Source organism: Sphingopyxis sp. EU05-FHT14B03, assembly GCF_058790875.1.
The window spans coordinates 146440-169217 of the sequence record NZ_JBYTDC010000003.1 but is presented as its reverse complement, the minus strand read 5'-3'; the positions used below and the strand labels follow the sequence as shown (position 1 = coordinate 169217).

The 22778-nt window shown below is 67.0% G+C and carries 30 protein-coding genes; 15 read left to right on the top strand and 15 right to left on the bottom strand.

The genetic code is table 11. From position 1 onward, the window contains the following. The 3 genes from AC3WS4_RS17330 to AC3WS4_RS17320 form a co-directional block, all read right to left on the bottom strand. Positions 1-3045, bottom strand: a complete 3045-nt coding sequence (locus AC3WS4_RS17330; protein ID WP_492736913.1) for a patatin-like phospholipase family protein — start codon at positions 3043-3045, stop codon at positions 1-3. A 197-nt stretch (positions 3046-3242) separates the two neighbouring features. Further along, positions 3243-3569 carry a hypothetical protein gene (locus AC3WS4_RS17325; protein WP_492736912.1) on the bottom strand — a complete coding sequence of 109 codons (327 nt, stop codon included), beginning with the start codon at positions 3567-3569 and terminating at the stop codon, positions 3243-3245. Next, the gene (locus AC3WS4_RS17320) at positions 3566-4816 is read right to left on the bottom strand and encodes a hypothetical protein (RefSeq protein ID WP_492736910.1); all 1251 of its coding nucleotides are present in this window, start codon (positions 4814-4816) and stop codon (positions 3566-3568) included. The genes AC3WS4_RS17325 and AC3WS4_RS17320 overlap by 4 nt, the downstream gene beginning before the upstream one ends. Positions 4817-4983: 167 nt before the next feature. Between AC3WS4_RS17320 and AC3WS4_RS17315 the strand changes: the two genes are divergently transcribed. The 3 genes from AC3WS4_RS17315 to kynU are packed head-to-tail and all read left to right on the top strand — an operon-like array spanning position 4984 to position 7739. Continuing rightward, positions 4984-5595, top strand: coding sequence for a GNAT family N-acetyltransferase (locus AC3WS4_RS17315; protein WP_492736908.1), 612 nt, complete (start codon positions 4984-4986; stop codon positions 5593-5595). A 9-nt stretch (positions 5596-5604) separates the two neighbouring features. After that, a complete protein-coding gene (locus AC3WS4_RS17310; RefSeq protein ID WP_492736906.1) occupies positions 5605-6513 on the top strand; it encodes an alpha/beta hydrolase family protein in 909 nt (302 codons plus the stop codon). After that, entirely contained in the window at positions 6510-7739 is a 1230-nt protein-coding gene (gene kynU / locus AC3WS4_RS17305; protein ID WP_492736904.1) for a kynureninase, read from the top strand. Before AC3WS4_RS17310 ends, kynU begins: the two co-directional genes overlap by 4 nt. Before the next feature lie 231 nt (positions 7740-7970). On the opposite strand, the gene AC3WS4_RS17300 is transcribed toward kynU, so the two are convergent. Both AC3WS4_RS17300 and AC3WS4_RS17295 read right to left on the bottom strand, forming a co-directional pair. Next, positions 7971-8246 carry a hypothetical protein gene (locus tag AC3WS4_RS17300; RefSeq protein ID WP_056346123.1) on the bottom strand — a complete coding sequence of 92 codons (276 nt, stop codon included), beginning with the start codon at positions 8244-8246 and terminating at the stop codon, positions 7971-7973. 424 nt (positions 8247-8670) lie between these two features. Continuing rightward, on the bottom strand, positions 8671-9138 hold the full coding sequence (locus tag AC3WS4_RS17295) for a MarR family winged helix-turn-helix transcriptional regulator (RefSeq protein WP_056346124.1): 468 nt from the start codon (positions 9136-9138) through the stop codon (positions 8671-8673). A 156-nt stretch (positions 9139-9294) separates the two neighbouring features. On the opposite strand from AC3WS4_RS17295, the gene AC3WS4_RS17290 reads away from it, so the two are divergent. Beyond that, positions 9295-9690 (top strand): Ohr family peroxiredoxin, encoded by a 396-nt coding sequence (locus AC3WS4_RS17290; RefSeq protein ID WP_492736902.1) that lies wholly within the window; start codon positions 9295-9297, stop codon positions 9688-9690. 76 nt (positions 9691-9766) lie between these two features. Here the strand turns inward: AC3WS4_RS17290 and sciP are convergent, their stop codons facing one another. Next, complete coding sequence (gene sciP, locus AC3WS4_RS17285; protein WP_056346126.1) at positions 9767-10066, bottom strand: CtrA inhibitor SciP; 300 nt, start codon at positions 10064-10066, stop codon at positions 9767-9769. 2 nt (positions 10067-10068) lie between these two features. Then, on the bottom strand, positions 10069-10449 hold the full coding sequence (locus AC3WS4_RS17280) for a hypothetical protein (protein ID WP_187142391.1): 381 nt from the start codon (positions 10447-10449) through the stop codon (positions 10069-10071). A 144-nt stretch (positions 10450-10593) separates the two neighbouring features. On the opposite strand from AC3WS4_RS17280, the gene mnmA reads away from it, so the two are divergent. The 6 genes from mnmA to AC3WS4_RS17250 all read left to right on the top strand — a co-directional run bounded on the left by mnmA (position 10594) and on the right by AC3WS4_RS17250 (position 14214). Further along, a complete protein-coding gene (gene mnmA / locus AC3WS4_RS17275) occupies positions 10594-11730 on the top strand; it encodes a tRNA 2-thiouridine(34) synthase MnmA (protein WP_492736899.1) in 1137 nt (378 codons plus the stop codon). A 53-nt stretch (positions 11731-11783) separates the two neighbouring features. Beyond that, positions 11784-12194: a hypothetical protein gene (locus tag AC3WS4_RS17270; RefSeq protein ID WP_492736897.1), complete on the top strand. Its 411-nt coding sequence runs from the start codon at positions 11784-11786 to the stop codon at positions 12192-12194. A 73-nt stretch (positions 12195-12267) separates the two neighbouring features. Next, positions 12268-12411 (top strand): hypothetical protein, encoded by a 144-nt coding sequence (locus AC3WS4_RS17265; RefSeq protein WP_200937997.1) that lies wholly within the window; start codon positions 12268-12270, stop codon positions 12409-12411. 67 nt (positions 12412-12478) lie between these two features. Next, the gene (locus tag AC3WS4_RS17260) at positions 12479-13171 is read left to right on the top strand and encodes a DsbA family oxidoreductase (RefSeq protein ID WP_492736895.1); all 693 of its coding nucleotides are present in this window, start codon (positions 12479-12481) and stop codon (positions 13169-13171) included. Positions 13172-13226: 55 nt separating this feature from the next. Continuing rightward, positions 13227-13532: a hypothetical protein gene (locus tag AC3WS4_RS17255; RefSeq protein ID WP_492736893.1), complete on the top strand. Its 306-nt coding sequence runs from the start codon at positions 13227-13229 to the stop codon at positions 13530-13532. 112 nt (positions 13533-13644) lie between these two features. Further along, entirely contained in the window at positions 13645-14214 is a 570-nt protein-coding gene (locus tag AC3WS4_RS17250) for a thermonuclease family protein (protein WP_492736891.1), read from the top strand. A 4-nt stretch (positions 14215-14218) separates the two neighbouring features. Here the strand turns inward: AC3WS4_RS17250 and AC3WS4_RS17245 are convergent, their stop codons facing one another. After that, a complete protein-coding gene (locus AC3WS4_RS17245) occupies positions 14219-14881 on the bottom strand; it encodes a hypothetical protein (protein WP_492736889.1) in 663 nt (220 codons plus the stop codon). A gap of 148 nt (positions 14882-15029) precedes the next feature. Here AC3WS4_RS17245 and AC3WS4_RS17240 point away from each other — a divergent pair, with 148 nt between their 5' ends. Further along, the gene (locus AC3WS4_RS17240) at positions 15030-15287 is read left to right on the top strand and encodes a DUF2171 domain-containing protein (RefSeq protein ID WP_492736887.1); all 258 of its coding nucleotides are present in this window, start codon (positions 15030-15032) and stop codon (positions 15285-15287) included. A gap of 90 nt (positions 15288-15377) precedes the next feature. Here AC3WS4_RS17240 and AC3WS4_RS17235 read toward each other — a convergent pair whose 3' ends face one another. Next, entirely contained in the window at positions 15378-15731 is a 354-nt protein-coding gene (locus AC3WS4_RS17235; protein WP_187142425.1) for a hypothetical protein, read from the bottom strand. After that, positions 15731-16063: a hypothetical protein gene (locus AC3WS4_RS17230; RefSeq protein WP_492736885.1), complete on the bottom strand. Its 333-nt coding sequence runs from the start codon at positions 16061-16063 to the stop codon at positions 15731-15733. Before AC3WS4_RS17230 ends, AC3WS4_RS17235 begins: the two co-directional genes overlap by 1 nt. A 126-nt stretch (positions 16064-16189) precedes the next feature. Here AC3WS4_RS17230 and AC3WS4_RS17225 point away from each other — a divergent pair, with 126 nt between their 5' ends. Both AC3WS4_RS17225 and AC3WS4_RS17220 read left to right on the top strand, forming a co-directional pair. Beyond that, positions 16190-17800, top strand: coding sequence for a sulfatase-like hydrolase/transferase (locus tag AC3WS4_RS17225; RefSeq protein ID WP_492736883.1), 1611 nt, complete (start codon positions 16190-16192; stop codon positions 17798-17800). A 74-nt stretch (positions 17801-17874) separates the two neighbouring features. Further along, positions 17875-18537, top strand: a complete 663-nt coding sequence (locus AC3WS4_RS17220) for a DUF2272 domain-containing protein (protein WP_492742903.1) — start codon at positions 17875-17877, stop codon at positions 18535-18537. Positions 18538-18652: 115 nt separating this feature from the next. Here the strand turns inward: AC3WS4_RS17220 and AC3WS4_RS17215 are convergent, their stop codons facing one another. Next, positions 18653-19114, bottom strand: coding sequence for a hypothetical protein (locus AC3WS4_RS17215; RefSeq protein ID WP_492736879.1), 462 nt, complete (start codon positions 19112-19114; stop codon positions 18653-18655). 292 nt (positions 19115-19406) lie between these two features. Here AC3WS4_RS17215 and AC3WS4_RS17210 point away from each other — a divergent pair, with 292 nt between their 5' ends. Further along, a complete protein-coding gene (locus tag AC3WS4_RS17210) occupies positions 19407-19910 on the top strand; it encodes a translation initiation factor 2 (RefSeq protein WP_156377628.1) in 504 nt (167 codons plus the stop codon). A gap of 100 nt (positions 19911-20010) precedes the next feature. On the opposite strand, the gene AC3WS4_RS17205 is transcribed toward AC3WS4_RS17210, so the two are convergent. Together AC3WS4_RS17205 and AC3WS4_RS17200 are read right to left on the bottom strand one after the other, a co-directional pair. After that, positions 20011-20160, bottom strand: coding sequence for a hypothetical protein (locus tag AC3WS4_RS17205; RefSeq protein ID WP_187142430.1), 150 nt, complete (start codon positions 20158-20160; stop codon positions 20011-20013). Between the two features lie 75 nt (positions 20161-20235). After that, positions 20236-20844: a hypothetical protein gene (locus AC3WS4_RS17200; protein WP_492736876.1), complete on the bottom strand. Its 609-nt coding sequence runs from the start codon at positions 20842-20844 to the stop codon at positions 20236-20238. 149 nt (positions 20845-20993) lie between these two features. On the opposite strand from AC3WS4_RS17200, the gene AC3WS4_RS17195 reads away from it, so the two are divergent. Beyond that, on the top strand, positions 20994-21284 hold the full coding sequence (locus tag AC3WS4_RS17195) for a TM2 domain-containing protein (RefSeq protein ID WP_056347223.1): 291 nt from the start codon (positions 20994-20996) through the stop codon (positions 21282-21284). Here the strand turns inward: AC3WS4_RS17195 and AC3WS4_RS17190 are convergent. Together AC3WS4_RS17190 and AC3WS4_RS17185 are read right to left on the bottom strand one after the other, a co-directional pair. After that, entirely contained in the window at positions 21271-21816 is a 546-nt protein-coding gene (locus AC3WS4_RS17190) for a DUF4440 domain-containing protein (protein ID WP_492736874.1), read from the bottom strand. The genes AC3WS4_RS17195 and AC3WS4_RS17190 overlap by 14 nt on opposite strands. A 62-nt stretch (positions 21817-21878) precedes the next feature. Continuing rightward, the gene (locus tag AC3WS4_RS17185; protein WP_492736872.1) at positions 21879-22640 is read right to left on the bottom strand and encodes a hypothetical protein; all 762 of its coding nucleotides are present in this window, start codon (positions 22638-22640) and stop codon (positions 21879-21881) included. Positions 22641-22778 lie beyond the last annotated feature (138 nt).

Below are 22778 nucleotides of genomic sequence, written 5' to 3'. Positions count from 1 at the left end.
TCATCGCGAACTCGGATTCTGCTTTGGACTCGCGGCCCGGATTTCCGTGGCGATCGAGGCCTTGAGCATCGCAATTTGGCCGAGCAATTTCTTGTAGTCGTCGTTGCTCATGTTCTTCGCTTCGGTCACCGCTGTGGTGAGAGCATTGAGGGCTTCCCTGTGGTCGGGCACAAAGATCGTACCATTGCCGCCGCCGACGGGCCTAGGAAACTCGTCGATCAGCGCCTTGAGCCGCACGATTTGCGCCTCGAGTTCCAAGTTGGGACCGGTCTCGCCCCCGGCTCCAGGCGTCATCTTCGAAAGCCGTGTCACTTCCACGGTCAGCCGATCGGTGATATCATTTAGCTTGACGAGCGCCTCGGGGGCGAGGCCAATCTTAATGCCGTCGGCGGCGAGATCCTGCGCTTCCTTCGACAGCTTCAACTCGACCGGATCGATGCTGACCTTGGCGGGCGCGATCTGGAGCGCATCGCGCAACTTGCGTGCCGCTTCGTCGCCGACCGTCAAACCCGCGCTGACAAGACCGGCGGTCACGACGGTGCTCGTGATCAGCTTGGCGGTGCTCATCGCTTCGACAGCGGCGACCAAGCCGTTCCAGCCGCGCGCGGCGGGGGGTGGGGGCGTGGCCTCGATCGCCATCGAGTATTCGTCGGGGTGAGTTCCCGCCGTGCGCGACACCAACTGTTCGCCGCGCGAGAGCGGATAGGCGGCCTGGACCTTTGCCACGGTGGCTTCAAGGTCTTCGATCTCGACCGGCGTCGGCATCGCGCCCCGGCCATAGCTGTCCATCGCGTCGCACAGGTCCTCAGCGGACACGTCGCCGAGCAGGCGATAGCTTTCGAACTGCGTCTCGTTGAAGAACTGGTCGAGCGTGCTGTGGTGCGGAAAGGTCTGCCCGCCACGCCGGCTGGTCTGCGCGTAATGGGTCAGCGCGGGCGGTTCGTCGCCGTTCAGGATCGGCTTCACGCAGTAGATCTCGCCATCGACGAGTCCCTCGTTGAGCGCCGAATAGCCGATCCGCCCCACGACCACTCGCTGGTTCTGGCCCGGCCCCGGTTGACCCGGCAGCGTCGGCGGCAGGTCGATCCGTACCCCGAAATCGACCTGCGCCTTGCGAATTGCGTTGTGCAGGTCCGAATATCTGAATTCGCCGTCGCAGGTCCCGTCGATCACCACGATCCGATGGCACCGTCGCCGCACCATCTCGTAAAGCCCGAGATTGTCAAAGTGGCCACCATCGGACAGGTATAGCCACGATTTGTCATCGGCCAAACCCAGTGCTTCCTTGACGACATGCAGCAGCCGACCCTTCGGCTCTTCCTCGCGCGCCTGATCTTCGGGCGCATCGGGATGTGGCAGCCACCAGCCCAGCCGCACGTTGAAGAAGGTCATCACCATCGTGACAAACGGAGCGCTGTGATAGCCCATATTGGGGGTCGCCGCCGCGCCTGAGATGGTCATCGCGCGGCCCAGCGTGAGCCCGCCCTGCTTGTCTGGCTCCGTGCCTGCTTTGCCGCCATAGTCTTCGGTGTCGGCATAGCCGGTGCAGGCCGAGCCGCAGTGCAGTGCGGTCGCTGTGAAGGACGCCGCCTTGCGTTCCTGCCAGTCGCGCCGGTCAGGCGAGCTGCGCGTCAGGTTGAGCGTCATATTGACGACGTGAAACAGGACAGGTCGATCGCTATCCGGCATTTTTTGGCTAGGGAACAACTGCGCGAGTGCGACGTCGTCGGCGGGATCGAGATCGGTGAAAGGATCAGGATTGCGTACGCTGCGCGCGGTGCCGAGGTAGGCACGGGTCAGGCGGTTACCATACATTGCGTGGAGCGAAAACCGGTTGGCGCCGACGAAGAATGAAATGACGACCGCGATGCCGAGGAAGGCGGCAAGGACCGCGAGCGAAATTAGTAGTTGCGACGGCGATGATCCGTTATCGAGCCAGAGCGCATGATCAAACGCTTCGACCCAGTCGATCGACCGGGGAGCCGGCAATTCCCTCCAGGTGGCAATCCGACCGAACAGGGTATTGACCGCAATGGCGGCCGCCACGAGAATAGCCAGCACCGCCGCCGCGCCCGTCAAGTTGAATAGTTGGGCGCCAAGCCTGTCAAACGCGCTTTGCGCTTCGCGCCTGATCCGCGCACCATTGCGGCTCCAGAAGCCGATCATTCCCACCAGCGCGGCGAGCAGTCCGCCACCAATACCTGCCGCGCCCAGATTCGCAGAATCGGCCTGTTTTGCGTGCAAGCCGATATCCCTGAACCAGTGCGCGAAGTCATTTCCGGAAACGATAGCAAGCACAAGTCGCGGTAAATAGATCAGCACCCCAAACACAAATATCCAGCTGACTGCCGCGATCAGTGCGACGGCCGCATAGCGGGAAATTTTCTCGCGCGTTCCTTCTGTGACGTTGAATCCGCCCAGTACTGCCAGCGATAACATCACCCAACCTGTGCCCAGCAGCGCCGGAACGCCTAGCGCAATCCACGTGAGGCTTAACGCCGGCCGCCAAGATTCCAGCCCCGGGACCTGTGCGAAGGCGCCCCATAATCCGATCAGCACATACGGAACCGTCGCAACGGCCAACAGCAGAGGAATCCAGACTAATAGGTTGAATATCAAATTGCGTACGAAAATCGTGAACACCGTCAGCGTATCAAGCGACACGCCCCACGATGGCGACATGTAATTGCTGAAGCTGCGCAAGCGGCGGATCGGGTGGATCGGTTCGACCTGCCCGCCCCCACCGTTGCCGCCGCTGCTTTTGAGTTCTTCCCAGTCGAACCCGGGCTCGCCGCGCCAGCGCGATAACCAACTACCCGCATATCCGCCGCCCGAAACGGTGGAGAGGTAGTGAAAATCCTTGATTCGGCCCTTGCGTGCCAAGCCCTGCAACACCCCAAGGCAGAAAGTCCCGCTGCGGATTCCTCCACCAGAAAAGCACAGCGCGAAGGAAGATTTGGGCACTCCGTCCTTACCAAACAGAGCAGTACGCTCGTTTGATAGCATTTCGGCCTCTGGCAATTTTCGGATTTTAGATCTGCTCATGGCCCCCACCATCAAGCGTCGAATCGCGATTTATAATCGTTTCATGCTTGTCCACGGCTGTCCAATTTTTTTTCAACCAATTCGCGTTCAATAGATGATCTGCGATGTCGATGTCGATTTCGTTTCCAGAACCAAACTCAACGACAACAGTTGTCAGAGGTCTTGTTCGGAGCTGCGTTCGCCGAAGCTTCGTTCAGCTACGAAATTTCAGGGGATACCTCCACCAACCGCACAATCCGCACCACGCACCGCGCCGGAATCTCGATCACGCCGCTGAGCATCACGCGCTGCTCGGCGCCGACGATCATCGCCGATCCGGCGAGAATCTTGACGCAATCGTCGTCGTGGACGAGGCGGCCGACCGAGTAGCAGGTCTGGACCGGCTGGGGCTCGATGTGCGCGAGGTCGGTCCAGCCGCCCGCGGGTTCGGGCGGCTGAATCCATTCGATCGCGACATTGCGGCCGAAGCGGGCCGGGCGGTCCGGGTGGGGGCGCCCTTCGCGCAGGCCCTGATCGAGGCTCATGCGTCGTCGCCTTCGGCCGGGGTGCCGTCGCCGACCTCGCCCGCCTGCCACGCGGCCCAGCTTGTTTCGCTGTAGGCGGCGGCATATTCGCGTTCGAGTTGCCGGATGTCGCGTTCGACGCGGCGTCGGGTCGCGTCGCGGTCCCTGAGGGTGGGGCCGCCCCACATATGGTCCGCTTTCGGGATGCCATAGGGGCGGTCGAGGACGGGCGGGCGCGTGGCCTGCCAGGCCTCGGCGCGGTCGCGCATCGTGTGGGCGACGGCGCGCAGGTCGCCGCGGGTGATCGTGCCGTCGAGGAGATTGCTTTCGCCATAGGCGCCCTCGACGACAAGATCGCCATAATGGTCGAACCAGATCTCGTCGGTCTGGCCCTTGCTGCCGTCGGGGTCTTCGGCGGGCGGGCGCCATTCGACGTGCGACAGGTCGCCGCCTTCTTCCGCCTCCCAGTCGATGTTGCCCGCGCCGGCGGCCAGGGGCAGGATCATGTCGGGGTGGTGCATATGCCACTCATGCTTTTGCGGGTAGAGGAAGGCGTCGGCCTTTCGCACCGCGTCCCAGTCGGTGCCGGGGCCGGTGAGCATATCCCACGCGGCGCGCTTGACCGGGTCGTGCGAAATCCGGCGCTGATAGGCGGTGCGGATGGTGCGCAGGCGATCGTCGAGGTCGGTCTCCTGCCGGTTCTGGCGGCCGTTGTTTTCCTGCATGCGCGCCTGACGATCGGCCTCCCATTCCGCTCTCCACTTGTCGCGCAGGCGGCGGATGCTGTGCGGGACCGCGGTGTCGGGGCCGTCGATGGGGTTGAGGTTGGCGCCGAACCCCTCGGGAAAGCGGCTCGCGGCGATATGCTGCATCGCGCGGATGTTGGGGCGGCGGCGTTCGAGGATGACGCGGCCCTCCTTCGACAGCGTTTCGGGGACGCCATAGATGGCATATTCCATGAGCAGGTCGGCGACGCGGCGCGCGCCCATCTCGACCGCGCGGTCCCACGCCGCGGCGAAGCTGTCGGCGCCGGGGCGCTTGCGCAGCTGGTAGAGCGCCGAGCTGCTGTGGCCGATCGCCTGCGCCGCCATGCTGACCGCGCCGGTCGCGGCGAGCCGGGCGATGAAGATGCGCTGTTTCTGGGCGTTGATGCCGGTCCAGGGTTTGCCGTGACGCGCGACGGGGGTGAAGGTGAGCTCTTCGGGCAGGTCGTCGTCGAGCATGGCGGCGGGATCGGCGGGGAGCGGCGGGAGGATTTCCTGTGTCATCGGTGAGACTCGCTTTCGGTTCGTGTGATTCGCATAACGAACCATATAGGAACAAAATAGGAAAGCGTTTTTTCCGTTTCGGCGTGTGGGCGGGGGAACGGGGCGGCGATTGCCAGCGGGGGCGGCGCGGCCTAGGTTGGCGGACAGGCGCGGCAGCGGAGGCGGCGATGGCACAGGAACAGCGGCAGGCACTGACCGACATCGTCGTGCACAGCCGGCTGAACGACGGCACCGCGGTGTGCCTGCGCACGATCACCCCCGACGACGCGCCGTTGCTGCGCGCCGGGATCGCGACGCTGTCGGCGGAGTCGCGCTATCTGCGGTTTTTCTCACCCGCCGCTGTGCTTCCCGAGCCGGTGATCGAGCGGCTGGTCGATGTCGACGGGCACGACCATATCGGCTGGGGCGCGATCTGTACCGAATGCGCGGGCGAGCCGGCGATCGGCGCGGTGCATGCGGTGCGCGACCGCCACGACGGGCCGGTGGGCGAATATTCGGTCGCGGTGGCCGACGCGTTCCAGGGGCGGGGGCTGGGGCGGATGCTGACCGCGGCGCTGCTGATCGACTGCCGCGCCGAGGGGCTGGAGGCGCTCGACCTGCATGTGCTGTCGGAGAATGGCGCGGCGCGGCATCTGGTCAAATCGCTGGGCGCGACGTGGAAGGGCGAGAGCGCCGGGGTCGCCGACTATCGGCTCGATGTCGCGGCGGCGCTGGCGGCGCTGCGCGCCGACGGTGCGGCGCAGGGGGTGCAGGATGTGTTCGCGCAGCTCGCGGGTTAGGGGGCGACGATGCGGATGACCGCGATGGCGATGCTGGCGGCGGCGCTGGTCGGCTGCTCGGCGCCCGCGGCGACGGAAGAGGGCGCGGCGATGCAGAAACCGATCATGGGGTGGGGCGATTTGCTGAACCGGCCGCAGCCGAAGCCCGATGCGACCTTGTCCTATGGCAAGGACGCGTTGCAGGTCGTCGATGTCTGGGTGCCGAAGGGGGACGGGCCGTTTCCGGCGGTGATCATGCTCCATGGCGGGTGCTGGCAGACTGCGGTGGCGGAGCGCGACATCATGAACTGGATCGCCGACGACCTGCGGTCGCACGGCGTCGGGGTGTGGAACATCGAATATCGCGGCGTTGATCGCGGCGGCGGCTATCCGGGGACCTATCAGGATGTCGGCGCGGCGGCCGACCTGTTCGCGCGCGCGGGGGCGAAATATAGGCTGAAGACCGACGCGCCGCGGATCGCGATCGGGCATAGCGCGGGCGGGCATCTGGCGCTGTGGCTGGCGCGGCGGCCGGGGCTGGCGGCGGACGATGCGCTGCGCGGGGCCGACCCGATCCGAATCAACGTCGCGATCAGCCAGGGCGGACTGCCCGACCTGCGCGCGGGCGCGGCGAGCCGCGGCCATGGGTGCGGGGCCGAGGCGCCGGCGGCGATGGCGCGCGGGGAGTATGTGCGGACCTCGCCGCCCGAAATGCCGGTGGGCGACGCGGTGGAGATGCAGTTCAACAACGACCGCGACCCGATCACCCCGCCCGCGACCGGGGCGGCCTATATCGCGGCGATGGCGAAGCGCGGGCGGACGGTGACGATGGCGGTGACCCCGGGCGAGGGGCATGTCGAACTGATCGCGCCCGACAGCGTCAGCTGGGGCAAGCAGCGCGCGGCGATCCTGCAGGCGCTGGGAATGGCGGCGCCATGACGACGCTCGGCGAGGCGCGGGCGATGGATGCGGCCGATGCGCTGGCGCCGCTGCGCGCGCGCTTCGCGGCGCCCGAAGGGCTGATCTATCTCGACGGCAATTCGCTGGGCATGCTGCCGACGGACAGCGCCGTGGCGAGCGCCGACATGGTGGCGCGGCAATGGGGCGAGCGGCTGATCCGCAGCTGGAACGAGGGGTGGATCGACGCGCCGGCGCGGATCGGCGGGCTGATCGCGCCGCTGATCGGCGCCGCGACCGACGAGGTGATCGCGTGCGATTCGACGAGCGTGAACCTGTTCAAGCTGATCGTCGCGGGCCTGCGCGAAGCGGGGCGCCGCGATCCGAAACGGCGGGTGGTGGTGAGCGAGGCGGGCAATTTCCCGACCGACCTGCATATCGCGGCGGGCGCGGTCGGCTGCGTCGCGGGCGCCGAATTGCGCGTCGTGCCGCGCGACGGGCTGGCCGAGGCGCTGGGCGACGACACCGCGCTGCTGCTGCTCACCCACGTCCATTACAAGAGCGGCGCGCGCTTCGACATGGCGGCGTGGACCGCGCGGGCGCAGGCGGCGGGGGCGCTGATGTTGTGGGATCTCAGCCACAGCGCCGGGGCGGTGGCGGTCGACCTGAACGGCGCGGGTGCCGATCTGGCGGTCGGTTGCGGCTATAAATATCTGAACGGCGGGCCGGGGGCGCCGGCGTTCCTGTTCGTCACGGCGCGCTGGCAGGCGGAACTGGCCAATCCGCTGTCGGGATGGATGGGGCATGCCGCGCCCTTTGGTTTCGCCGACGACTATGTGCCCGCCGACGGGATCGAGCGCTGGCTGACCGGAACGCCGCCGATGCTGGCGATGGGCGCGCTCGAGGCCGGGCTGCGGCTGTGGCAGGGCGCCGATCTGACGGCGATCGAGGCGAAGTCGGCGGCGCTGTTCGATATTCTGCTCGCGGCGGGGACGCGGGCGGGGCTCGAATGCGTCACGCCGCGCGACCCCGCAGCGCGCGGCAGCCATATCAGTTTCCGCCATCCCGAGGCCCATGCCATCGTTCAGGCGCTGATCGCGCGCGATATCGTCGGCGATTTCCGCGCGCCCGACGTGGCGCGCTTTGGGCTTACGCCGCTGACGCTGAGCCATGAGGAAGTGTGGCGCGCGGGCGAGGCGCTGGTCGATGTCATCGCGACGGGCGCGTGGGACCGGGCGGAATATCGGGCGCGGGCGGCGGTGACGTGATGGAGGCTAGTCCCTCCCGCCGCCGCGGGTCGCAAGACGGCGGCGGGAGGGTGTAGCGGTGGCCGGTCGGGCGGTGCCCCCGTCCACATCACCCGATTAGCCGGCGCGGAGGCACGGCGCGGTGACGCGCGTCACAGGTCCGGACATTGTCCGAAAAAATCGCGCGCACGACAAAGGGCGCCGGAATCGATCCGGCGCCCTTCACCCTGCCCTTTAGGGGAGGCAGCCCTGTTATTTCTTTTCGGGCGTCGCGCCGGGCACTTCCGACGGGGCGATTTCGCCGTTGTCGTCCATGGCGTTCGCCTTTTCTTCGCCCGCCGCTTCGACCGCGTCGGCCTTGGCTTCGGTCGCTTCCTTCGCGGCGCCTTCGGGCATCGCGTCGGCCTGGGCGTCGATCGCGTCGGCCTTGGCTTCGGCCTGGTCTTCGACCTTGTCGGCGGCCGGGCTCTGGCAGGCGCCGAGCGCGAGGGCCGAGGTGGCGGCGAGGGTAATGAGGATCTTACGCATAGTCGGTGACTCCCGTGGTTGACTTGGGGGGTTAACGCCGGATGAATGATTGGGTTGCAAAGAAAATGTCAAATAGCGGGAATTGCTTGGATTTCCGTCGCAACTTGAGGAAGGACCCCGCCAGCACGGGACGGACCAGGCGTGGGATTGGCGATACGGATCGTCCCGGCGCCGGCCAAAAGGCACGATGGTGCGATCTCACCTTCGGGTGGACGGAGCGCCGCGCGCGCAACCCGGCGACGAGCCCCGCGTAGTGTCGGCAACCCCGTCTTCTGAACCCGCTCGTCTCACGGCGATTCAGGAGACGGGGCCACCGTGCGGCGTCGGCGGCGTCTGTCGTTTCCCCGATACCGCGCGTTGTGGGGGCTTTATCCACACCGGTCGCGCGACGTCCCGGATCACATGCGTCGATCTGCCCGCTCGTTCACTCCTTTGCCTCCGCGCGGGTCGCGCGGACCAGATTGTCGCGGAGCCTGATCACCGATTGCTGCACGGCGCGGAAATCGTCGCCGAGGCCCGTGGCGTCGAACAGCGCGGCGGAGCCGGGGTCCTGGTCGACCAGCGTGCGGCCGGCGGGCGTCAGGCTCAGCCGGACCTGGCGTTCGTCGGCGGGGTCGCGACGGCGGCGGATATAGCCCGCCGACTCGAGCTTTTTGAGCAGCGGCGTCAGCGTGTTCGATTCGAGAAATAATTTCTCGCCGAGCGCGCCGACGGTCTGCTCGTCGCCGTCGCCGAGTGCGACCAGCGCGATATATTGGGTGTAGGTCAGCCCCAGTTCGTCGAGGATCGGCTTATAGGCGCGGCCAAAGGCGAGGTTCGCCGAATAGACGGCGAAGCACAGGAAGTCGGCGAGTCCCGGCGCTTTGGCGGGGAATTTTTCGGGGGCGGTCATGGCGGTCTCCACGGCGGATTCGGATGCCGCATATAGATCGTATACGATTAAATCGGAAGAGGGTTGACATCGGATATCGGGATATGTATTTAAATCGTATCCGATCTAATCGGGCACGATTTAAATACATATCCCCCTCTTCGAAAGGAAACGACCATGACCGATAAAATCCTGTTCAGCGGCTCCACCCACACTGTAGGCGGCGCCGAAGGCTATGCGCGCAGCACCGATGGCGCGTTCGAAATCGAGCTGCCCGAACCGCATCCGGCCGCCGAGCGGCTGTTCGCCGCCGCCTGGTCGGCGTGCTTCCTCGGCGCGGTCGGGCTCGTCGCCGGCCGGCGCAAGATCGCGCTGCCCGAAACCCCCTCGATCGATGCGACGATCGACCTGCTCCACCGTGGTGGCGGTTTTGAACTGCGTGCGCGGCTGGACGTCGCCGTTCCCGGGATCGACCGCGACGTGGCGCGCGAACTGATCGAAGCCGCGCACAAGGTCTGCCCCTATTCGAAGGCGATCGCGGGCAATATCGAGGTCGAGCTCAACCTCGCCTGAGATCATTCGCCCGTCATCGAAGGACAAAAAAAGGGCGCCCCGCGGGCGCCCTTTTCCCTTTTTTTTGCTCGCGCGATCAGAAGCGCTGCTGGCGCTCATAGAGGTCGCGATAGTGCTGGATGCGCGTGACGCGCAGGCCGGGCATGCCGCTGCGATCGATCGAGCGCTGCCAGCTCGCGAATTCCTCGAGCGTCAGCGAATAGCGTTCGCACACCTCGTCGACGGTCAGCAGGCCGCCGTTAACGGCCGCGACGACCTCGGCCTTGCGACGCACGACCCAGCGAGTCGTGTTCGGCGGCGGCAGCGAATCGATCGTCAGGGGCTCCCCGAGGGGGCCAATGACTTGAGCCGGACGGATTTTCTGATTTTCGATCATTGTCATTCCATTTTTTCGCCGTCGGACAGGGGGGCATCCGACGCGAGCATGTCTACTGTGGAGGAGTTCAACATCGGCTGAAATCCTCTGGTAAACAGGCTGTTCACAGTTTCCGGCAGAACGGTCACTTCTTCCGACAGGTCGAAAAAGCGTGCCGGCCGCGGCCCGAACGCCCATGATCCCGCCATCGTTCCACACAGCATCGCGCGCCGCGCCGACGAGAGGTCGGCGCGACCGTCGCGTGCCGTCCGCTCATGCAGCAGACCGGTGGTCGGCAGCATCGCCTGACGCGCGGCGGAGACGGCCAGGATGATATCGAAGCCGGGCTTCGACAGGCTGGCCGCACCGGCAAGGCGCGGAAGGTCGGACGGGGCGAGGTTCATGAGGCCGGTCTACCCCCGACCGCCTAAGGTCCCGTAAATGCCCGTTTCATCCCTCGTTAGCGAAGCTTAACCCGCGTCAATATCTTGACAGGTGGCGCGGAAAAGCTGGTATTTTCGGCGCATCGTCCCTAGACGGCGGCGATCATGGCCACGCTGATTTCTTCCCCCGCCGGGCTCGCCCGGGCCGACTTCCAGCTCGCCGAGCCGCTGAAGGATCGGCGAATCGTCGTCGCGATGTCGGGCGGAGTCGATTCGAGCGTCGTCGCGGCGCTCGCAGCGCGATCGGGCGCCGAGGTGATCGGGGTGACGCTGCAGCTTTACGACCATGGCGCCAAGGCGAAGCGCGTCGGCGCCTGCTGCGCCGGGCAGGATATTCGCGACGCGCGCGCGGTCGCCGACCGGCTGGGTTTCGCGCATCATGTCTATGACCATGAAAGCCGCTTTCGCGACACGGTGATCGACCAGTTCGCCGATGAATATCTGGCGGGGCGGACGCCGATCCCGTGCGTGCGGTGCAACATGGGGGTGAAGTTCACCGACCTGTTCGCGCTGGCGAAGGAGTTGGGCGCCGACTGCCTCGCGACAGGCCATTATGTGCGGCGGGTGATGGGCCCCGCCGGTGCCGAGCTGCACCGCGCGGTCGATCCGGCGCGCGACCAGAGCTATTTCCTGTTCGCGACGACGCAGGACCAGCTCGACTTCCTGCGCTTTCCGCTCGGCGGACTCGAGAAGAGCGTCGTGCGCGAGATCGCGCGCGAGCTGGGCCTCGGCGTCGCGGGCAAGCCCGACAGCCAGGACATCTGCTTCGTCCCCGACGGCGACTATGCGACGCTGGTCCGCAAGCTGCGGCCCGAGGCCGACGACCAGGGCGAGATCGTCCATGTCGACGGCACCGTGCTGGGCGCGCACAAGGGCCTCATTCATTATACGGTCGGGCAGCGGCGCGGGATCGAGATCGGTGGGCAGGCCGAGCCGCTGTATGTCGTGCGGCTGGAGGCCGAGGCGAAGCGTGTCGTCGTCGGGCCGCGGCGCGCGCTGGCGGTGTCGGGGGCGCGGCTGGGCGAGGCGAACTGGCTCGGCGATGTCGACGGGCGCGACGTGCTGGCGAAGGTACGCAGCATGGCGCGGCCGGTGGTGGCGCGGGTCGAAGGCGAGCGGCTGATCTTCGCCGAACCCGAATATGGCGTCGCACCGGGACAGGCGGCGGTGCTTTACGATGCCGGAGACGCGTCGCGCGTGCTGGGCGGCGGCTGGATCGAAGCGACGTTCGCCGCGGAATAGATTGCACATTCGCTCCCGATGCCGCAGCTTGTGGGCAGACAGGGGAGAAGAAAATGGTCAACTGGGTCTTGCGCGGCGCCGTCCTGTTGTGGGCGGTGTTTTTCTTCATGATCGGCGCGCGCGGGGTGATCGATCCGGCGAGCTATTCGGACACCTTCGGCTTCACGATCAGCGGCGTCGCGATCAACACATTGCGCGCCGACCTGTCGTCCTTCTTCCTCGTGTCGGCAGGATCGGCGGCGCTTGGTGTGCTGATGCCGGGGTGGGTGCGGGCGTTGCTGGTGCCGGCGGCGCTTTATGGCACCGCGCTCACCGGCAGGCTGATCGGGGTCGCTCTGGGCGATCCGACCAATTTCGGAATCGTGCAGGGGATGATCATCGAGGCGCTGTCGGTGCTGTTGATGGTCGGCAGCTGGTGGGTGCTGTCGCGCCCGGCGCCGGCGCCGGCCGATCCCCTCGGCTGAACCGGATTAACCATTTTTCATCGCCCTTCTGCGATGGTCCTCTTCTTGCCGTGGGCGGTAAAGGAGGGACCAGATGGAAACCCAACAGAACAAGCGTGGCGGCCCGGGGCGCCGTGCCGAGGATCGGCGCCAGGCGCACGACCCCGATTATCGCGGACCCGAACGTCGTTCGGGCGTCGATCGCCGGTCGGGAACCGATCGCCGCATCGTCCTTTAGGCGGTTCCGATCGGGGGTGGCGTCCGGAAATTCGGGGGGCTAGGCTGGGCCAGTGAAAGGCCCCGTCATGACCCAAGCCCCGCTTCCGCGTCTCAGCGTCGATATCGTGTCGGACGTGATGTGCCCCTGGTGCATCATCGGCTGGCTGAAGTTCGAACAGGTGATGGCGCATTTTTCCGGTCGGCTGGAGTTTCGGGTGCAATGGCATCCCTTCGAGCTCAACCCCGACATGCCGCCCGAGGGCGAGGATGCCGCCGCCCATGTGATGCGCAAATATGGCGTCAGCGCCGAACAGAGCCGCGCCAACAGCGGCAAGATGGCGGGGGTCGCGGGCGACCTCGGTTTCGCCTTCAACCGCGGGCCGGGTTTCCGGATGCGCAACAGTTTCGACGCGCACCGGTTGCTGACCTGGGCGGGGTCGCGCGAGGACCCCGAGCAGGCCGAGGCGACGGGGGTGCAGACCGCGCTCAAGCTCGCGCTGTTCAAGGCGCATTTCACCGACAACCGCGATGTGAGCGATCATGCGGTGCTTGCCGATGTTGCGGCGTCGGTCGGGCTCGATCGCGCACGCGCCGCGGCGATCCTCGGGGGCGACGAGTTCGGCGAGATGGTGCGCACCGAAGAGGCCTATTGGGCCGACCAGAATATCACCGGCGTGCCCGCCTTCATCCTCGGCGGACGGATGCTGGTGCCCGGCGCGCAGGACCCCGAGGTCTTTATCCGGGTGATCGAGCGCAAGGTGCTGGCCGACGCCGCCTGAGGAACGGAGGGCGCGCGCGGTGCGTTGATCGGTCATCCCCATCAAGGAGCCGGCCATGATCGACGAACCCCGCGAAGACCAAGCCCCCGAAGCGGTCAACCGCGAGCAGGAGGATGAGGAAGCGCAGGCGCAGACCGTCGCCGAGGCGGCGCGCCGCGCGCGGCCGCTGGGCGACAGCGTCAAGGCGAAGGGGCCGGGCGACAGCGACAACATGCAGGATCTGGTCGATCATATGCGCCAGATGGAACGCTCGGGCCGTATCGACATGGGCGCCTATCGCGGCGAACGCAGCGACGACGACGAGGATGGCGAGCTCGGCGAAGGCGGCATCGAGGACGATGAGCCGCGCGGCGCGCCCTGACGCCTGTTTTCGTCCCATCCGGCACCGCTGCGGCGCAATCTGACGGCGGTCGCCGCCATAGCGGAGCGGGCCTGTCGGGATTTTGGTAAGCGGGTGATGGCAGGGTCGCGGCATGGCCGGACCCGACTTTCTTTCGACCCATCGCCGCCAGCGGCGGTATCGCAAACCCATCCGCCCGACACGCGGGGTCGGCGCGATCCGGTGGGTCACGCCGATCATGGCGCTGGGCTTTCTGGGAACGCTGGCGGCGCTGCAGTTCTCACCCGCTCTCGCCGATGGCGCCAAGGCCGGCGGCCTTGCAGTTCGGGCAGCGCCGGTGATGCCGGGCGACCGCCATGCCGCGCGGTTCGGTTTCTGTCATAGCGGGGGCGGGCGCGACTGTGTCGTCGACGGCGACACCTTCTGGTTCGCGGGCGAGAAATATCGTATCGCCGACATCGATACGCCCGAAACGCATCCGGCGCGCTGCGCGGAAGAGGCGGCACTGGGCAAGGCGGCGACCCGGCGGCTGCTGGCGTGGCTGAACGGCGGGTCCTTCAGCCTCGAAAGTGCCGGGCGCGACGGCGATCGTTACGGGCGCAAGCTACGCATCGTGACGCGCGGCGGCGCGAGTGTCGGCGATGTGCTTGTCGGCGAGGGGCTGGCGAGGCGGTGGGAAGGGGCGCGGCGGCCGTGGTGCTGACGGTTCAGTCTTCGGGCGCCGGCGGCAGTTCTCCGCGCAGCGGCGGGTTCGGACCCGCGAGCTGGCGATCGATATCGAGCGCCATCAGTTGCGCGACCGGATCGTCGCCCAGCGCACCCCAAAAAGCGCGGCGTTCGATCAGCGCCGCGTCGCGCTCGGCCTCGGGCAGCGCCTGAACCTCGAGATAGAAGCGTACGAGCCGCAGCCAGGGTGCATCGTCGGTGAGCGCATCCTCGGCCCAGCGGCTGAACGGGCCGCCGGCTTCGCGCCAATGGCCGTCTTCTTTGGTCAGAAAAAAGAGGACGCGCGATCCGCTGGGGAAGGCGTAGCGGGTGCATGATCCGGTGTAGCTCTGCGGATGCGCCTCGTTCAGCTCATAGGGGTTGCTGAGCATCGCTTCGGCATCGGTCGCGATCATCGCCGACAGCGCCAGCGGCCCGTCGGGGATCGTCCCCTTGAGCACCGCGACGGGTTGCAGCAGGATTTGCTGGGTCGGCGGGCCGTCGGGTTCGAAATCGCCGGGACTCACAGTCGCGAGCAGGATCAGGTCGGCCTGTCCGACGAGCTCCATATTGGTCGGCACGCGGTAGCCGGGGGCGGGGGAGCAGGCGGCGGCGGGGGGCGCGGCGAAGAGCGCGAGGGCGATGAAGAGGGCCGGGAAACGCATGCGCCGAGCTTAGCCGCTTCGCGCCCGAATGAAAGGCGAACGCGGCTTTGGGGCGGATCGTCGAAGCCGGTGGATCGAATGCCGAGATCGGGCGTATGATGCGCAGGACTCGCCCGGAACAGCCCCGCGAGCGGCAAGGAGACTCCCCATGGCAGAGCATGACCATAGCGCGATCAAGGAACATATGACTGTCGTTGGCGCCGACGGTGTCCATGTCGGCACCGTCGACCATCTCGACGGCGAGCGCATCAAGCTGACCAAGTCCGACAGCCCGCAGGCCGAAGACGGCGAGGGCGGCAAGCATCATTATCTGCCCGCCGGGCTCGTCGCGTCGGTCGACGGCGACACGATCCGCCTGTCGGCGACCGCCGCCAATGCGGTCGACCTGTTCGAGGAGGCCGAATAAGCAAGAGCGGGTTGGCGGCGCGGACCGCGCGCCGCCACGGCATCGAAACCGGCCCATCCCGCCGACGCGCGGAGTGGGCCGTTTTCGTTGCTAGCCGACCGCGTGGACCACGAGCGCGACGACGCCGAGACCGTAGGCGAGCAGTTGGAGTCCGTAGAACAGGCGGAGTCCGGGGGCATAGCTGTTGGGGGTATCGACCTTGTCGCTGCCCAGTTGTCCGGCGATCGCGCCGAGCGCCATCAGCCCGCCCAGTACACTGAACGCCAGCAGCATCAGCCCGATTCGGACCCAGAGGTCGGCGGGGCCGAAGTCGATGCCCGCTTTGGCGCCGTCGTCGAACAAGGCGATCGCGCCGCCGATCGACGCCGTCGCGAGAGCCAGCAATTGCTTCACCGTGTCGCTCGCCGCGCCGAAGGCGGCGCCGATGCGCTCGTCGAAGGCCATCAGCAGAAAGGCCAGATTGGGCAGAGGCGTGCGAGGGCCTCGCCGAGGGTGACTTCGCCGATGATGTTCGATGCGAGCCGGTCGGGATCGTCGGCATAGGCCGCAGGGCGCGCGGCGATCATCGCATCGATCAGCGCGCGCGCGTTGGCGATGGCGAGGTCGAAGCCTTCGTCGTTCGCCGCGCCCGCCAGTTGCCGCGCGGCGTCACCGGAGCGTTGGCGAAAATAATGATCGGCGCCGTCGCCGAGGCGGAAACCGCGGCTTTGGGCATGGGCGACCGCGGCGGCGTACAGCCGCTCGCCCGCGTCTTCGCTGTCGGTTGCACCGTCCATCGTGTCGGCCTCCCCATCGTCGTCGCGCCGGCCTATCCTATCGCAACGGGGGCGGGCAGGCCAGCTTGTGCGCGCGGCGCGTCTTTTTTGCCATTTTTCAACGAGTTTGCACTAGTCCGGGCGCGCATGGGGAATTGGGCGAAACAGGAACCACCGCGGGTCGCAACAAGCGGGGCATGGCGGGCCGCCGCCGGGCTGCTGTTGTTTGCGGCCGGCTATGCCGTTGCCAACCGGTACCAGCTCACCCACGATGTCGTCTATCGGCTCGCGGCGGGCGACCCGCGCAATGCCGTCGGCGCCTTTGCCGTCCTCGCGGCGCAGGCGACCGGTTTGCTCGCGGCGCTGGTCTGGCTACCGCGGCGCTGGGCGATTCTGCTGCTCGGGTTCGCGGGGGTCTCGATCCTCGTCAACCATGGCTATAGCGGGCTGGTCAGCGAGCTGATGGGCGCGGGCACGCTGGCGTGGATGGCGGCCGAGGCGCGGCAGGCGGGCAATGCCGCGGGCGCATTCGGCGGGGCGTTCATGCTGGCGGTCGGGCAAGCGGCAGTAGCGGTCGCCTTGTTCGCGGGCGCGCGGCCCATGCTGCTGCGATCCGGACGGCTGCCCGCCGGCCGGATCTTCGCCTGGGCCGGCGCCGCCTTGTTCCTGTTGCCCGGATTGCTGATCCGCCCGCTCGACCGCTGGCCCGAAGGCGCCGAGCGCAATCTGTACGGGCTGGCATGGGAGCTCGCGAGCGCGGCGCCGCCGCCGGTGCGCGAAGCGGTGACGCTGGTGCCCGATACCGGCGATGCGCCGCGGCACATCGTCTGGTTGATCGACGAAAGCGTCGCGGCGGCACCCTTCGCGCGGTTGATGGCTCCGTCGCTACACGGTGTGGCGCATCGGGACTTCGGGGTGGCGGCGGCGCTGGGGCATTGCAGCGCGCCGGCACAGGTCGCGCTGCGGTCGGGGGTCGACGTGCGCCATGTCGGAAGGGACAGCGACCTGCGGGCGACGCCGTCGATCTGGGGCTTTGCGAAGCGCGCCGGCTATCGCACGATCCTGATCGACGGGCAGACCGCGGGAGCGCCCCAGAATTTGCTGCTGCCGCCCGAACGCGCACTGATCGACGATTTCCGGTCGATGGCGGGGGGCATCGACACCGACCGGCGGATCGCTCGGACGCTGAACGCGCAGATGAAATCGCCGGGAAAAAGCTTTGCCTTGGTGGTGTTGCGCGGCGTCCATTTCCAGTATCGCGATCATTATCCCGAGGGCACGATCCCCGCCGACGCGCCGGTCGCGCGCCAATATGACACGGCGCTGGCCTGGTCGAAACGGGGTTTCTTCGATACGCTGCTCGCCGGGGTCGACCGCGAGGCGGTGGCGATCGTCTATACGTCGGACCATGGCCAGAACCTGGCCCCCGGGGCGTTGCCGCATTGCAGCCAGGCGCCGGTCGCCGACGAGTTTCGCGTGCCGCTGGTGGCCTTCGTGCCCGACCGGCTGGCGGCGCGCTATCCCGCGGCGCCCGGGGGCGGGCGGTCGGCGAGCCAGATCTTTCCGGCGACCCTGGGGTGGATGGGGTATGACCGCGCGGCGGTGGCGGCGCGCTATGACCACGACCTCGACGCGCCGACGGCGCGCTATGTGTGGTTCGGACGCAGCGTGATCCCGGTGCGCGAAGGCGGCGAGATCGCGGTCAGCGCGGGCCGTGCCTTTCCGGGAACGGCCGCGGATGTGCCGCCGGTCGATTGAACAATATTGATTTGGCTTTCTAACCTTTTTCGCTCATTCTTCCGATCGGTGAAAAAATACTGAGTCGCGACGCCATGGATTTTTGGGGGAGCGTTACCATGACTATATTTACCGATAAACTTGCTCAGATTTGTCTCGCAGAATATGCCCGTTGGGACAACGGTGCGGGACGCGAAACCCAGGGTACAGATGATCCGGGAATCGCGAAGGACTATTATCTCTTCGTCGAAGAGTATTGGAAGAGCATCAACATCAACAATCTGACGGGCCGGACGGTCCAAGGCGGCATCCGGCCGGCCTGGTCGTCGGCCTTTGTTTCTTTCTGCATCCGCAAGGCGGGGGCGGGCACGAAGTTCAAATATAGCCAGGCCCATTGTCACTATATCGACGCCGCGATGAAGGCGAGCGCGGGGACCAACGCCGGTTATGGATATCGAGCGATGAAACCCGCGGCCTATACGCCGAAGGTCGGCGACATCATCTGTGGCGGGCGGGAATATGCCAAAACCTATGATTACGACCAAGCCAAGATGATCTATCAGGCCGACAGCTTCTATCCGTCGCACGGTGATATCGTCATCGAGGTGACGACGACCCATGCCATTACCATCGGCGGTAACATCATCCACAATGTGGACCGCAAGAAGCTATCGCTCGATGGCAATGGACGACTGCTTCCGCGCAAGGACGGGAGCAAAAGCTATCCGTGGATAGCGGTGCTCGCCTGCGAAATCTGACTCAGGCGACGACCCAAGCCTCGGTAACATCGCGCAAAACCAAAAGGGAGCCGGGTGCGCACCCGGTTCCCGATATATGGCAACGTCCCCGCTTGCGCGGAGTCGCCGTCGCCGGTTAGTTGCCCTTGACCTCGGCACCCGCGACCGCGCGGGCCTTGATCTCGCCGGACGACAGCTTGGTCACAAGGCCGTTCGCGGTGCCGCTCGCGTCGTGGTAAATGTCGGACAGCGGGATATTGTAGAGCTTGCCGCCGCGCACGACGACCGCGGTGTCGCCCTCGACGCTCTGCACCGTGCCGATGCTGTTGCCGCGGCCATCGCGGATGTCGGCGCCCGCGCGCACCTGTTCGCGCGTCGCGACGCGAAGGTTGGTGCTGTCGACGGTGCGGTTCACGGTGCCGTCGACGCGATCGACGGTTCCCGACAGACGGTCGCTGACGGTGCCGAGCGTCGCGCCGGTATCGACGCCGACCTGGCCGCCGACCCCGACTTGCCCGCCGACGCCCGCGACCTGCGCGAGCACGGGGGCGGCGAACAGCGCCGTGCCGGTGGACAAGATGATGAGGACCTTACGCATGATATAACTCCCGAAATGGATTTTCCGTGCCGTTGAAACGGGGAGGCCGGCGGCGCGTTGCGCGCGCCGGGGGCGAATCGGACGGGGCGCCGCGAAGGCACGACGAAGGGTCCGGTGGGGCTGTAATTGCCGGCGCGATGGCCCGTCGTACCGGTTAATCGCGCGTTCACTACACGCTTTTCCGCGCTTTTCGCGGGCGCCTCCGCCCCTCGGTTCGTCGCACGAGGAAAACGCTTTACCGTTGCATTTTTTGCATCCATCACGACGTTGGTTTCAACAAGGGGGAATACCAGTGAAAGCGAAAATTTCTGTGGCGGTCGCAGCAGCCCTGTCCTTCGGACTCGGGGGTTGCGCCACGGTAGTGAACGGCACCAAGACCGATTATTCGACCGAGACGAACCCGGGCGGGGCGCTCGTCAAATTCACCAGCGGCGACAGCTGCACGACGCCGTGCAAACTCGAGTTCAAGCGCAAGAATGACCAGCGCGCGGACATCACGTTGCCGGGTTACAAGCCGACCTATGTGCTGATCCAGTCGAAGCTCGGCGGTTCGGCGTTCGGCAACATCCTGCTCGGCGGCATCGTCGGCGGTGTGGTCGACGGCAGCAACGGGGCGAGCAACCGCCTCTATCCGCGTCCGCTGATCGTCAAGCTCGCGCCCGAGGGCTCGAACGAGGAAGCGGTGCTGCTCGACAAGGACGGCAAGGTCGTGATGACCGTCGCCGAACATAATGCCTCGGTGCGCGTAGACGTCGCCAAGACGATCGGTCCGAAGCTCGCCGGGCTCGAAGAATAAGCCAGCGACGCGCCGGCGATGCTGGCGCGCCTTTGCAACAGGATCGGCGGGGTGCGCGGTTTCGGCCGCCACCCCGCCTTTCTTTTGCCCGTCGTGCGGATCAGTGTCGCTTCGACGGGACGGTGACGAGCTTGCTCAGCGTTGCGAGGCGGCGGCGCGCGGCGCTCCAGTCGCGTTCGGGATGCGCCTCGATCTGGTGCAGCAGCACCCGGATTTCCTTGCGGCGGTCGTCTTCGGTTACGGCCTGCATGGGCTGTCTCCTTTCGCCGCTCGTATAGCAGGATTTCGCGGCGCGCGGCGGCGGCTTGTCGCGCCGGTGAGGCGGTCAGTCGCTGTGAGGGGCCGAGACCGGAATCGGGGCTTCGGGGTCGATCGCGCCGCGGCAGTCGATCGCGCCATCGCCGCGGCCGATCGCCCAGAGTTCGCCCGCCTCGCGCAGCGTGGCGACCTGGTTGCCGCGAAAGGTGACGAGCCAGGCGTCGCGGCTTGGTTCATAATGCGGATCGGGTTCGTAGACGGGCATCAGCAGGCCGTCGGTGCCGGTGTAGCGGGTGAGTTCCCAGCGGTCGCGTTCGACCGTCGCGACATAGAGCGCGCGTGTCTTGTCGCCGCCGTCGTCGAGGCGGCGCAGCGAGAGCAGGCGGAGCGGCACGCGGTCGGGCTGGCCCGCGTGGCTGCCGAGTTCGGCGGCGAGCGCGGCATTGTCCTCCCACGTCGCCGTGCCGAGCGCATCGGTGGTGACGCTGACGCCGAGCAACGCGTTGGGGCGCGGGCTGGCGTTTGCGACGAGCCCGGCAAGCACGTCGGCGGCGATCGCGCAGGCGCGGTCGATCCGGTGCGGCGGGGTCGCGACGACGGAGGTGGCGGCGGCGGGCGGTGCGAGGAGGAGCAGCGCGGGCAGCAAAGCGGTGGCGGTGCGGTGGCGGACGGTCATCGGTTGGTCTCCCTCCGGCGAGCGGTGCGGCCGCCCGTATCCGGGGTGCGCCCGTCGCCGTCCCGCTGTCAAGCGCGCGCCGTTTACCGATCGATCGGCAATTTGTGCGAGGAGGAGGACGGGGCGTTTGGACCGGCAGGGGGATGGCGATGGCGGAATATAATGGCGACCTTTACGCCTTTTCGGACGTGCGTTTCGAACGGCGCGACCAGAAATCGATCCTGGTGGCGTATCTGCTGTGGTTCTTCCTCGGCGGGGTCGCGGCGCACCGTTTCTACCTCGGTTACAACAACAGCGGCATCGCGATGGTGCTGCTGCTCGCGGGCACCCTGGTCGTCGGCATCGCGGCCTTCCTGTCGCCGATCCTCTATATCGGGCTGATCCTCTGGTCGCTGTGGGTGCTCGCCGACGCGGTGATGATCCCGTTCATGGCGCGCTAGACGCCGCCGCCGGTGCGGGCGGAGTGGGTGCCGCGGCGCCATGGTCGTAGCTGAGGCTTTCGGTCAGGCGGAAGCGGCCCTCGGCGGGCATCCATTGCCAGACATGCATGTAGCGCGCGCCGCCGACCATGTCCCAGCGGTCGGCCTTTGCATTCCATTCGAAGAAGATATGGCTCGCCTCCTCGAGCGCGCCCCAGTCGCCCATGGCGCGGACGGTGCGCGAGCCGGGGACGAGCAGGCGGCGGTTCTTGTACCCCGCGTTGGCGCCGCCGGGTTCTCGCGCGGCGCATTGCTTTTCGAGCCCCGCGACGAAGGCGGCGCGGTCGGGGATCGCGAGCCCGTCCTTGTCGTGGATCATCCGGTAACCGGGGGAGAGCAGGTCGGTCAGCGCCTGCGGCCGGCAGCCTTCGAACACCGCCTGGAACAGCTGCGCATCCTCGTCGGCGATCTGCGCGGTGAGCGTCTCGCCGGTCGGCATTGGCTGGGGAGCGGGGGCGGCGAGCGCGACGGCGAGAAGCAAGCTGAGGGACATGGCGGTTTTCCTGCTGTGTTGTTTTTATAATACAGTCCGGGCGCGGCGATGCAAGCGCGGCCTCAGTCCGCCGCATCGCGCAGGGTCGCGCCGCGATAGACACGGTCGATCAGCGCGAAGAGCAGGGGGTCGTAAGCGCGCAGTTCGGCGCGGGTGTTGCGGTCGTTGTGGACGCTGTCGCCGCCCGGGGGGCCTTCGCGATTGACGTCGAAATAGGCCTGCACCCCTTCGGCCCAATATTCGTCGCGGCTGCTGCCCGCGTAAGTGTTCGCCCACAGCCGCGCCTTGCGGGCGTGGGTCCAGGCGGCGGTCAGGCCCTTCGCGAAAGCGGGGTCGGCGGCGAGCGCCATTTCGGCGACCGTATGCGCGAATTCATGGACGAAGACATTTTCGTCATTCTGGCCGTCGATCAAATTCGCCTCGGTCCCCGCGACGATCGGCAGCGTCGGCGTCGCGCCGAAGCCGCCCCAGAAGCGTTTGTCGAGCGAACGGTCGGGAAAGGCGGCGCGATATTCGGGGATGGCGCCGACGGTCTCACCGCGCGCGAGGATGACGACGCGGACGCGCTGCGAGCGCAGCCGCGCCGCGACCCCGGGGCGCGTCGCGAGCAGGGTGAGGACATTGGCGCGCGCCTTTTGCAGCGCGGCGTCGCCGACCGCGGCCGAGCCGAGGACGGGGATGCCGCCGGCGTCGAGATATTTGGCATAGGCACGCGGCGGCAGGTCGAATTCGGCGCGAATCGCCGCGGGGACAGGGGTGACGGTCTGCGCGGCGGCGGGGGCGGCGAGGAGGAACAGAAGGGCCGCGATGGCGCTTAAGGTCACAAAGTTCCCCGGTGCGCGCAGCGAAATTGTGCCCTTTGTGCCCTTAAGCGGCCCGACGTTGGACCATGGGGCGGCGAGAGGGCGGGCGGGCGCGTGCGTCATCGCACCGGGTGAAGCATGGCGGAATAAATTAGGAAA

What these genes read in the sequence shown, in the direction of transcription:
- AC3WS4_RS17260 (WP_492736895.1), top strand. Translation starts at nt 12,479, where the DNA reads ATGACCCAAGCCCCGCTTCCGCGTCTCAGCGTCGATATCGTGTCGGAC.
- AC3WS4_RS17190 (WP_492736874.1), bottom strand. Translation starts at nt 21,816, where the DNA reads ATGTCCCTCAGCTTGCTTCTCGCCGTCGCGCTCGCCGCCCCCGCTCCC.
- AC3WS4_RS17300 (WP_056346123.1), bottom strand. Translation starts at nt 8,246, where the DNA reads ATGCGTAAGATCCTCATTACCCTCGCCGCCACCTCGGCCCTCGCGCTC.
- AC3WS4_RS17320 (WP_492736910.1), bottom strand. Translation starts at nt 4,816, where the DNA reads ATGACACAGGAAATCCTCCCGCCGCTCCCCGCCGATCCCGCCGCCATG.
- mnmA (WP_492736899.1), top strand. Translation starts at nt 10,594, where the DNA reads ATGGCCACGCTGATTTCTTCCCCCGCCGGGCTCGCCCGGGCCGACTTC.
- AC3WS4_RS17270 (WP_492736897.1), top strand. Translation starts at nt 11,784, where the DNA reads ATGGTCAACTGGGTCTTGCGCGGCGCCGTCCTGTTGTGGGCGGTGTTT.
- AC3WS4_RS17265 (WP_200937997.1), top strand. Translation starts at nt 12,268, where the DNA reads ATGGAAACCCAACAGAACAAGCGTGGCGGCCCGGGGCGCCGTGCCGAG.
- AC3WS4_RS17330 (WP_492736913.1), bottom strand. Translation starts at nt 3,045, where the DNA reads ATGAGCAGATCTAAAATCCGAAAATTGCCAGAGGCCGAAATGCTATCA.
- AC3WS4_RS17195 (WP_056347223.1), top strand. Translation starts at nt 20,994, where the DNA reads ATGGCGGAATATAATGGCGACCTTTACGCCTTTTCGGACGTGCGTTTC.
- AC3WS4_RS17230 (WP_492736885.1), bottom strand. Translation starts at nt 16,063, where the DNA reads ATGGACGGTGCAACCGACAGCGAAGACGCGGGCGAGCGGCTGTACGCC.
- AC3WS4_RS17245 (WP_492736889.1), bottom strand. Translation starts at nt 14,881, where the DNA reads ATGCGTTTCCCGGCCCTCTTCATCGCCCTCGCGCTCTTCGCCGCGCCC.
- AC3WS4_RS17310 (WP_492736906.1), top strand. Translation starts at nt 5,605, where the DNA reads ATGCGGATGACCGCGATGGCGATGCTGGCGGCGGCGCTGGTCGGCTGC.
- AC3WS4_RS17235 (WP_187142425.1), bottom strand. Translation starts at nt 15,731, where the DNA reads ATGGCCTTCGACGAGCGCATCGGCGCCGCCTTCGGCGCGGCGAGCGAC.
- AC3WS4_RS17220 (WP_492742903.1), top strand. Translation starts at nt 17,875, where the DNA reads ATGGATTTTTGGGGGAGCGTTACCATGACTATATTTACCGATAAACTT.
- AC3WS4_RS17225 (WP_492736883.1), top strand. Translation starts at nt 16,190, where the DNA reads ATGGGGAATTGGGCGAAACAGGAACCACCGCGGGTCGCAACAAGCGGG.
- kynU (WP_492736904.1), top strand. Translation starts at nt 6,510, where the DNA reads ATGACGACGCTCGGCGAGGCGCGGGCGATGGATGCGGCCGATGCGCTG.
- AC3WS4_RS17205 (WP_187142430.1), bottom strand. Translation starts at nt 20,160, where the DNA reads ATGCAGGCCGTAACCGAAGACGACCGCCGCAAGGAAATCCGGGTGCTG.
- AC3WS4_RS17200 (WP_492736876.1), bottom strand. Translation starts at nt 20,844, where the DNA reads ATGACCGTCCGCCACCGCACCGCCACCGCTTTGCTGCCCGCGCTGCTC.
- AC3WS4_RS17255 (WP_492736893.1), top strand. Translation starts at nt 13,227, where the DNA reads ATGATCGACGAACCCCGCGAAGACCAAGCCCCCGAAGCGGTCAACCGC.
- AC3WS4_RS17280 (WP_187142391.1), bottom strand. Translation starts at nt 10,449, where the DNA reads ATGAACCTCGCCCCGTCCGACCTTCCGCGCCTTGCCGGTGCGGCCAGC.
- AC3WS4_RS17295 (WP_056346124.1), bottom strand. Translation starts at nt 9,138, where the DNA reads ATGACCGCCCCCGAAAAATTCCCCGCCAAAGCGCCGGGACTCGCCGAC.
- AC3WS4_RS17325 (WP_492736912.1), bottom strand. Translation starts at nt 3,569, where the DNA reads ATGAGCCTCGATCAGGGCCTGCGCGAAGGGCGCCCCCACCCGGACCGC.
- AC3WS4_RS17315 (WP_492736908.1), top strand. Translation starts at nt 4,984, where the DNA reads ATGGCACAGGAACAGCGGCAGGCACTGACCGACATCGTCGTGCACAGC.
- AC3WS4_RS17240 (WP_492736887.1), top strand. Translation starts at nt 15,030, where the DNA reads ATGGCAGAGCATGACCATAGCGCGATCAAGGAACATATGACTGTCGTT.
- AC3WS4_RS17250 (WP_492736891.1), top strand. Translation starts at nt 13,645, where the DNA reads ATGGCCGGACCCGACTTTCTTTCGACCCATCGCCGCCAGCGGCGGTAT.
- sciP (WP_056346126.1), bottom strand. Translation starts at nt 10,066, where the DNA reads ATGATCGAAAATCAGAAAATCCGTCCGGCTCAAGTCATTGGCCCCCTC.
- AC3WS4_RS17290 (WP_492736902.1), top strand. Translation starts at nt 9,295, where the DNA reads ATGACCGATAAAATCCTGTTCAGCGGCTCCACCCACACTGTAGGCGGC.
- AC3WS4_RS17215 (WP_492736879.1), bottom strand. Translation starts at nt 19,114, where the DNA reads ATGCGTAAGGTCCTCATCATCTTGTCCACCGGCACGGCGCTGTTCGCC.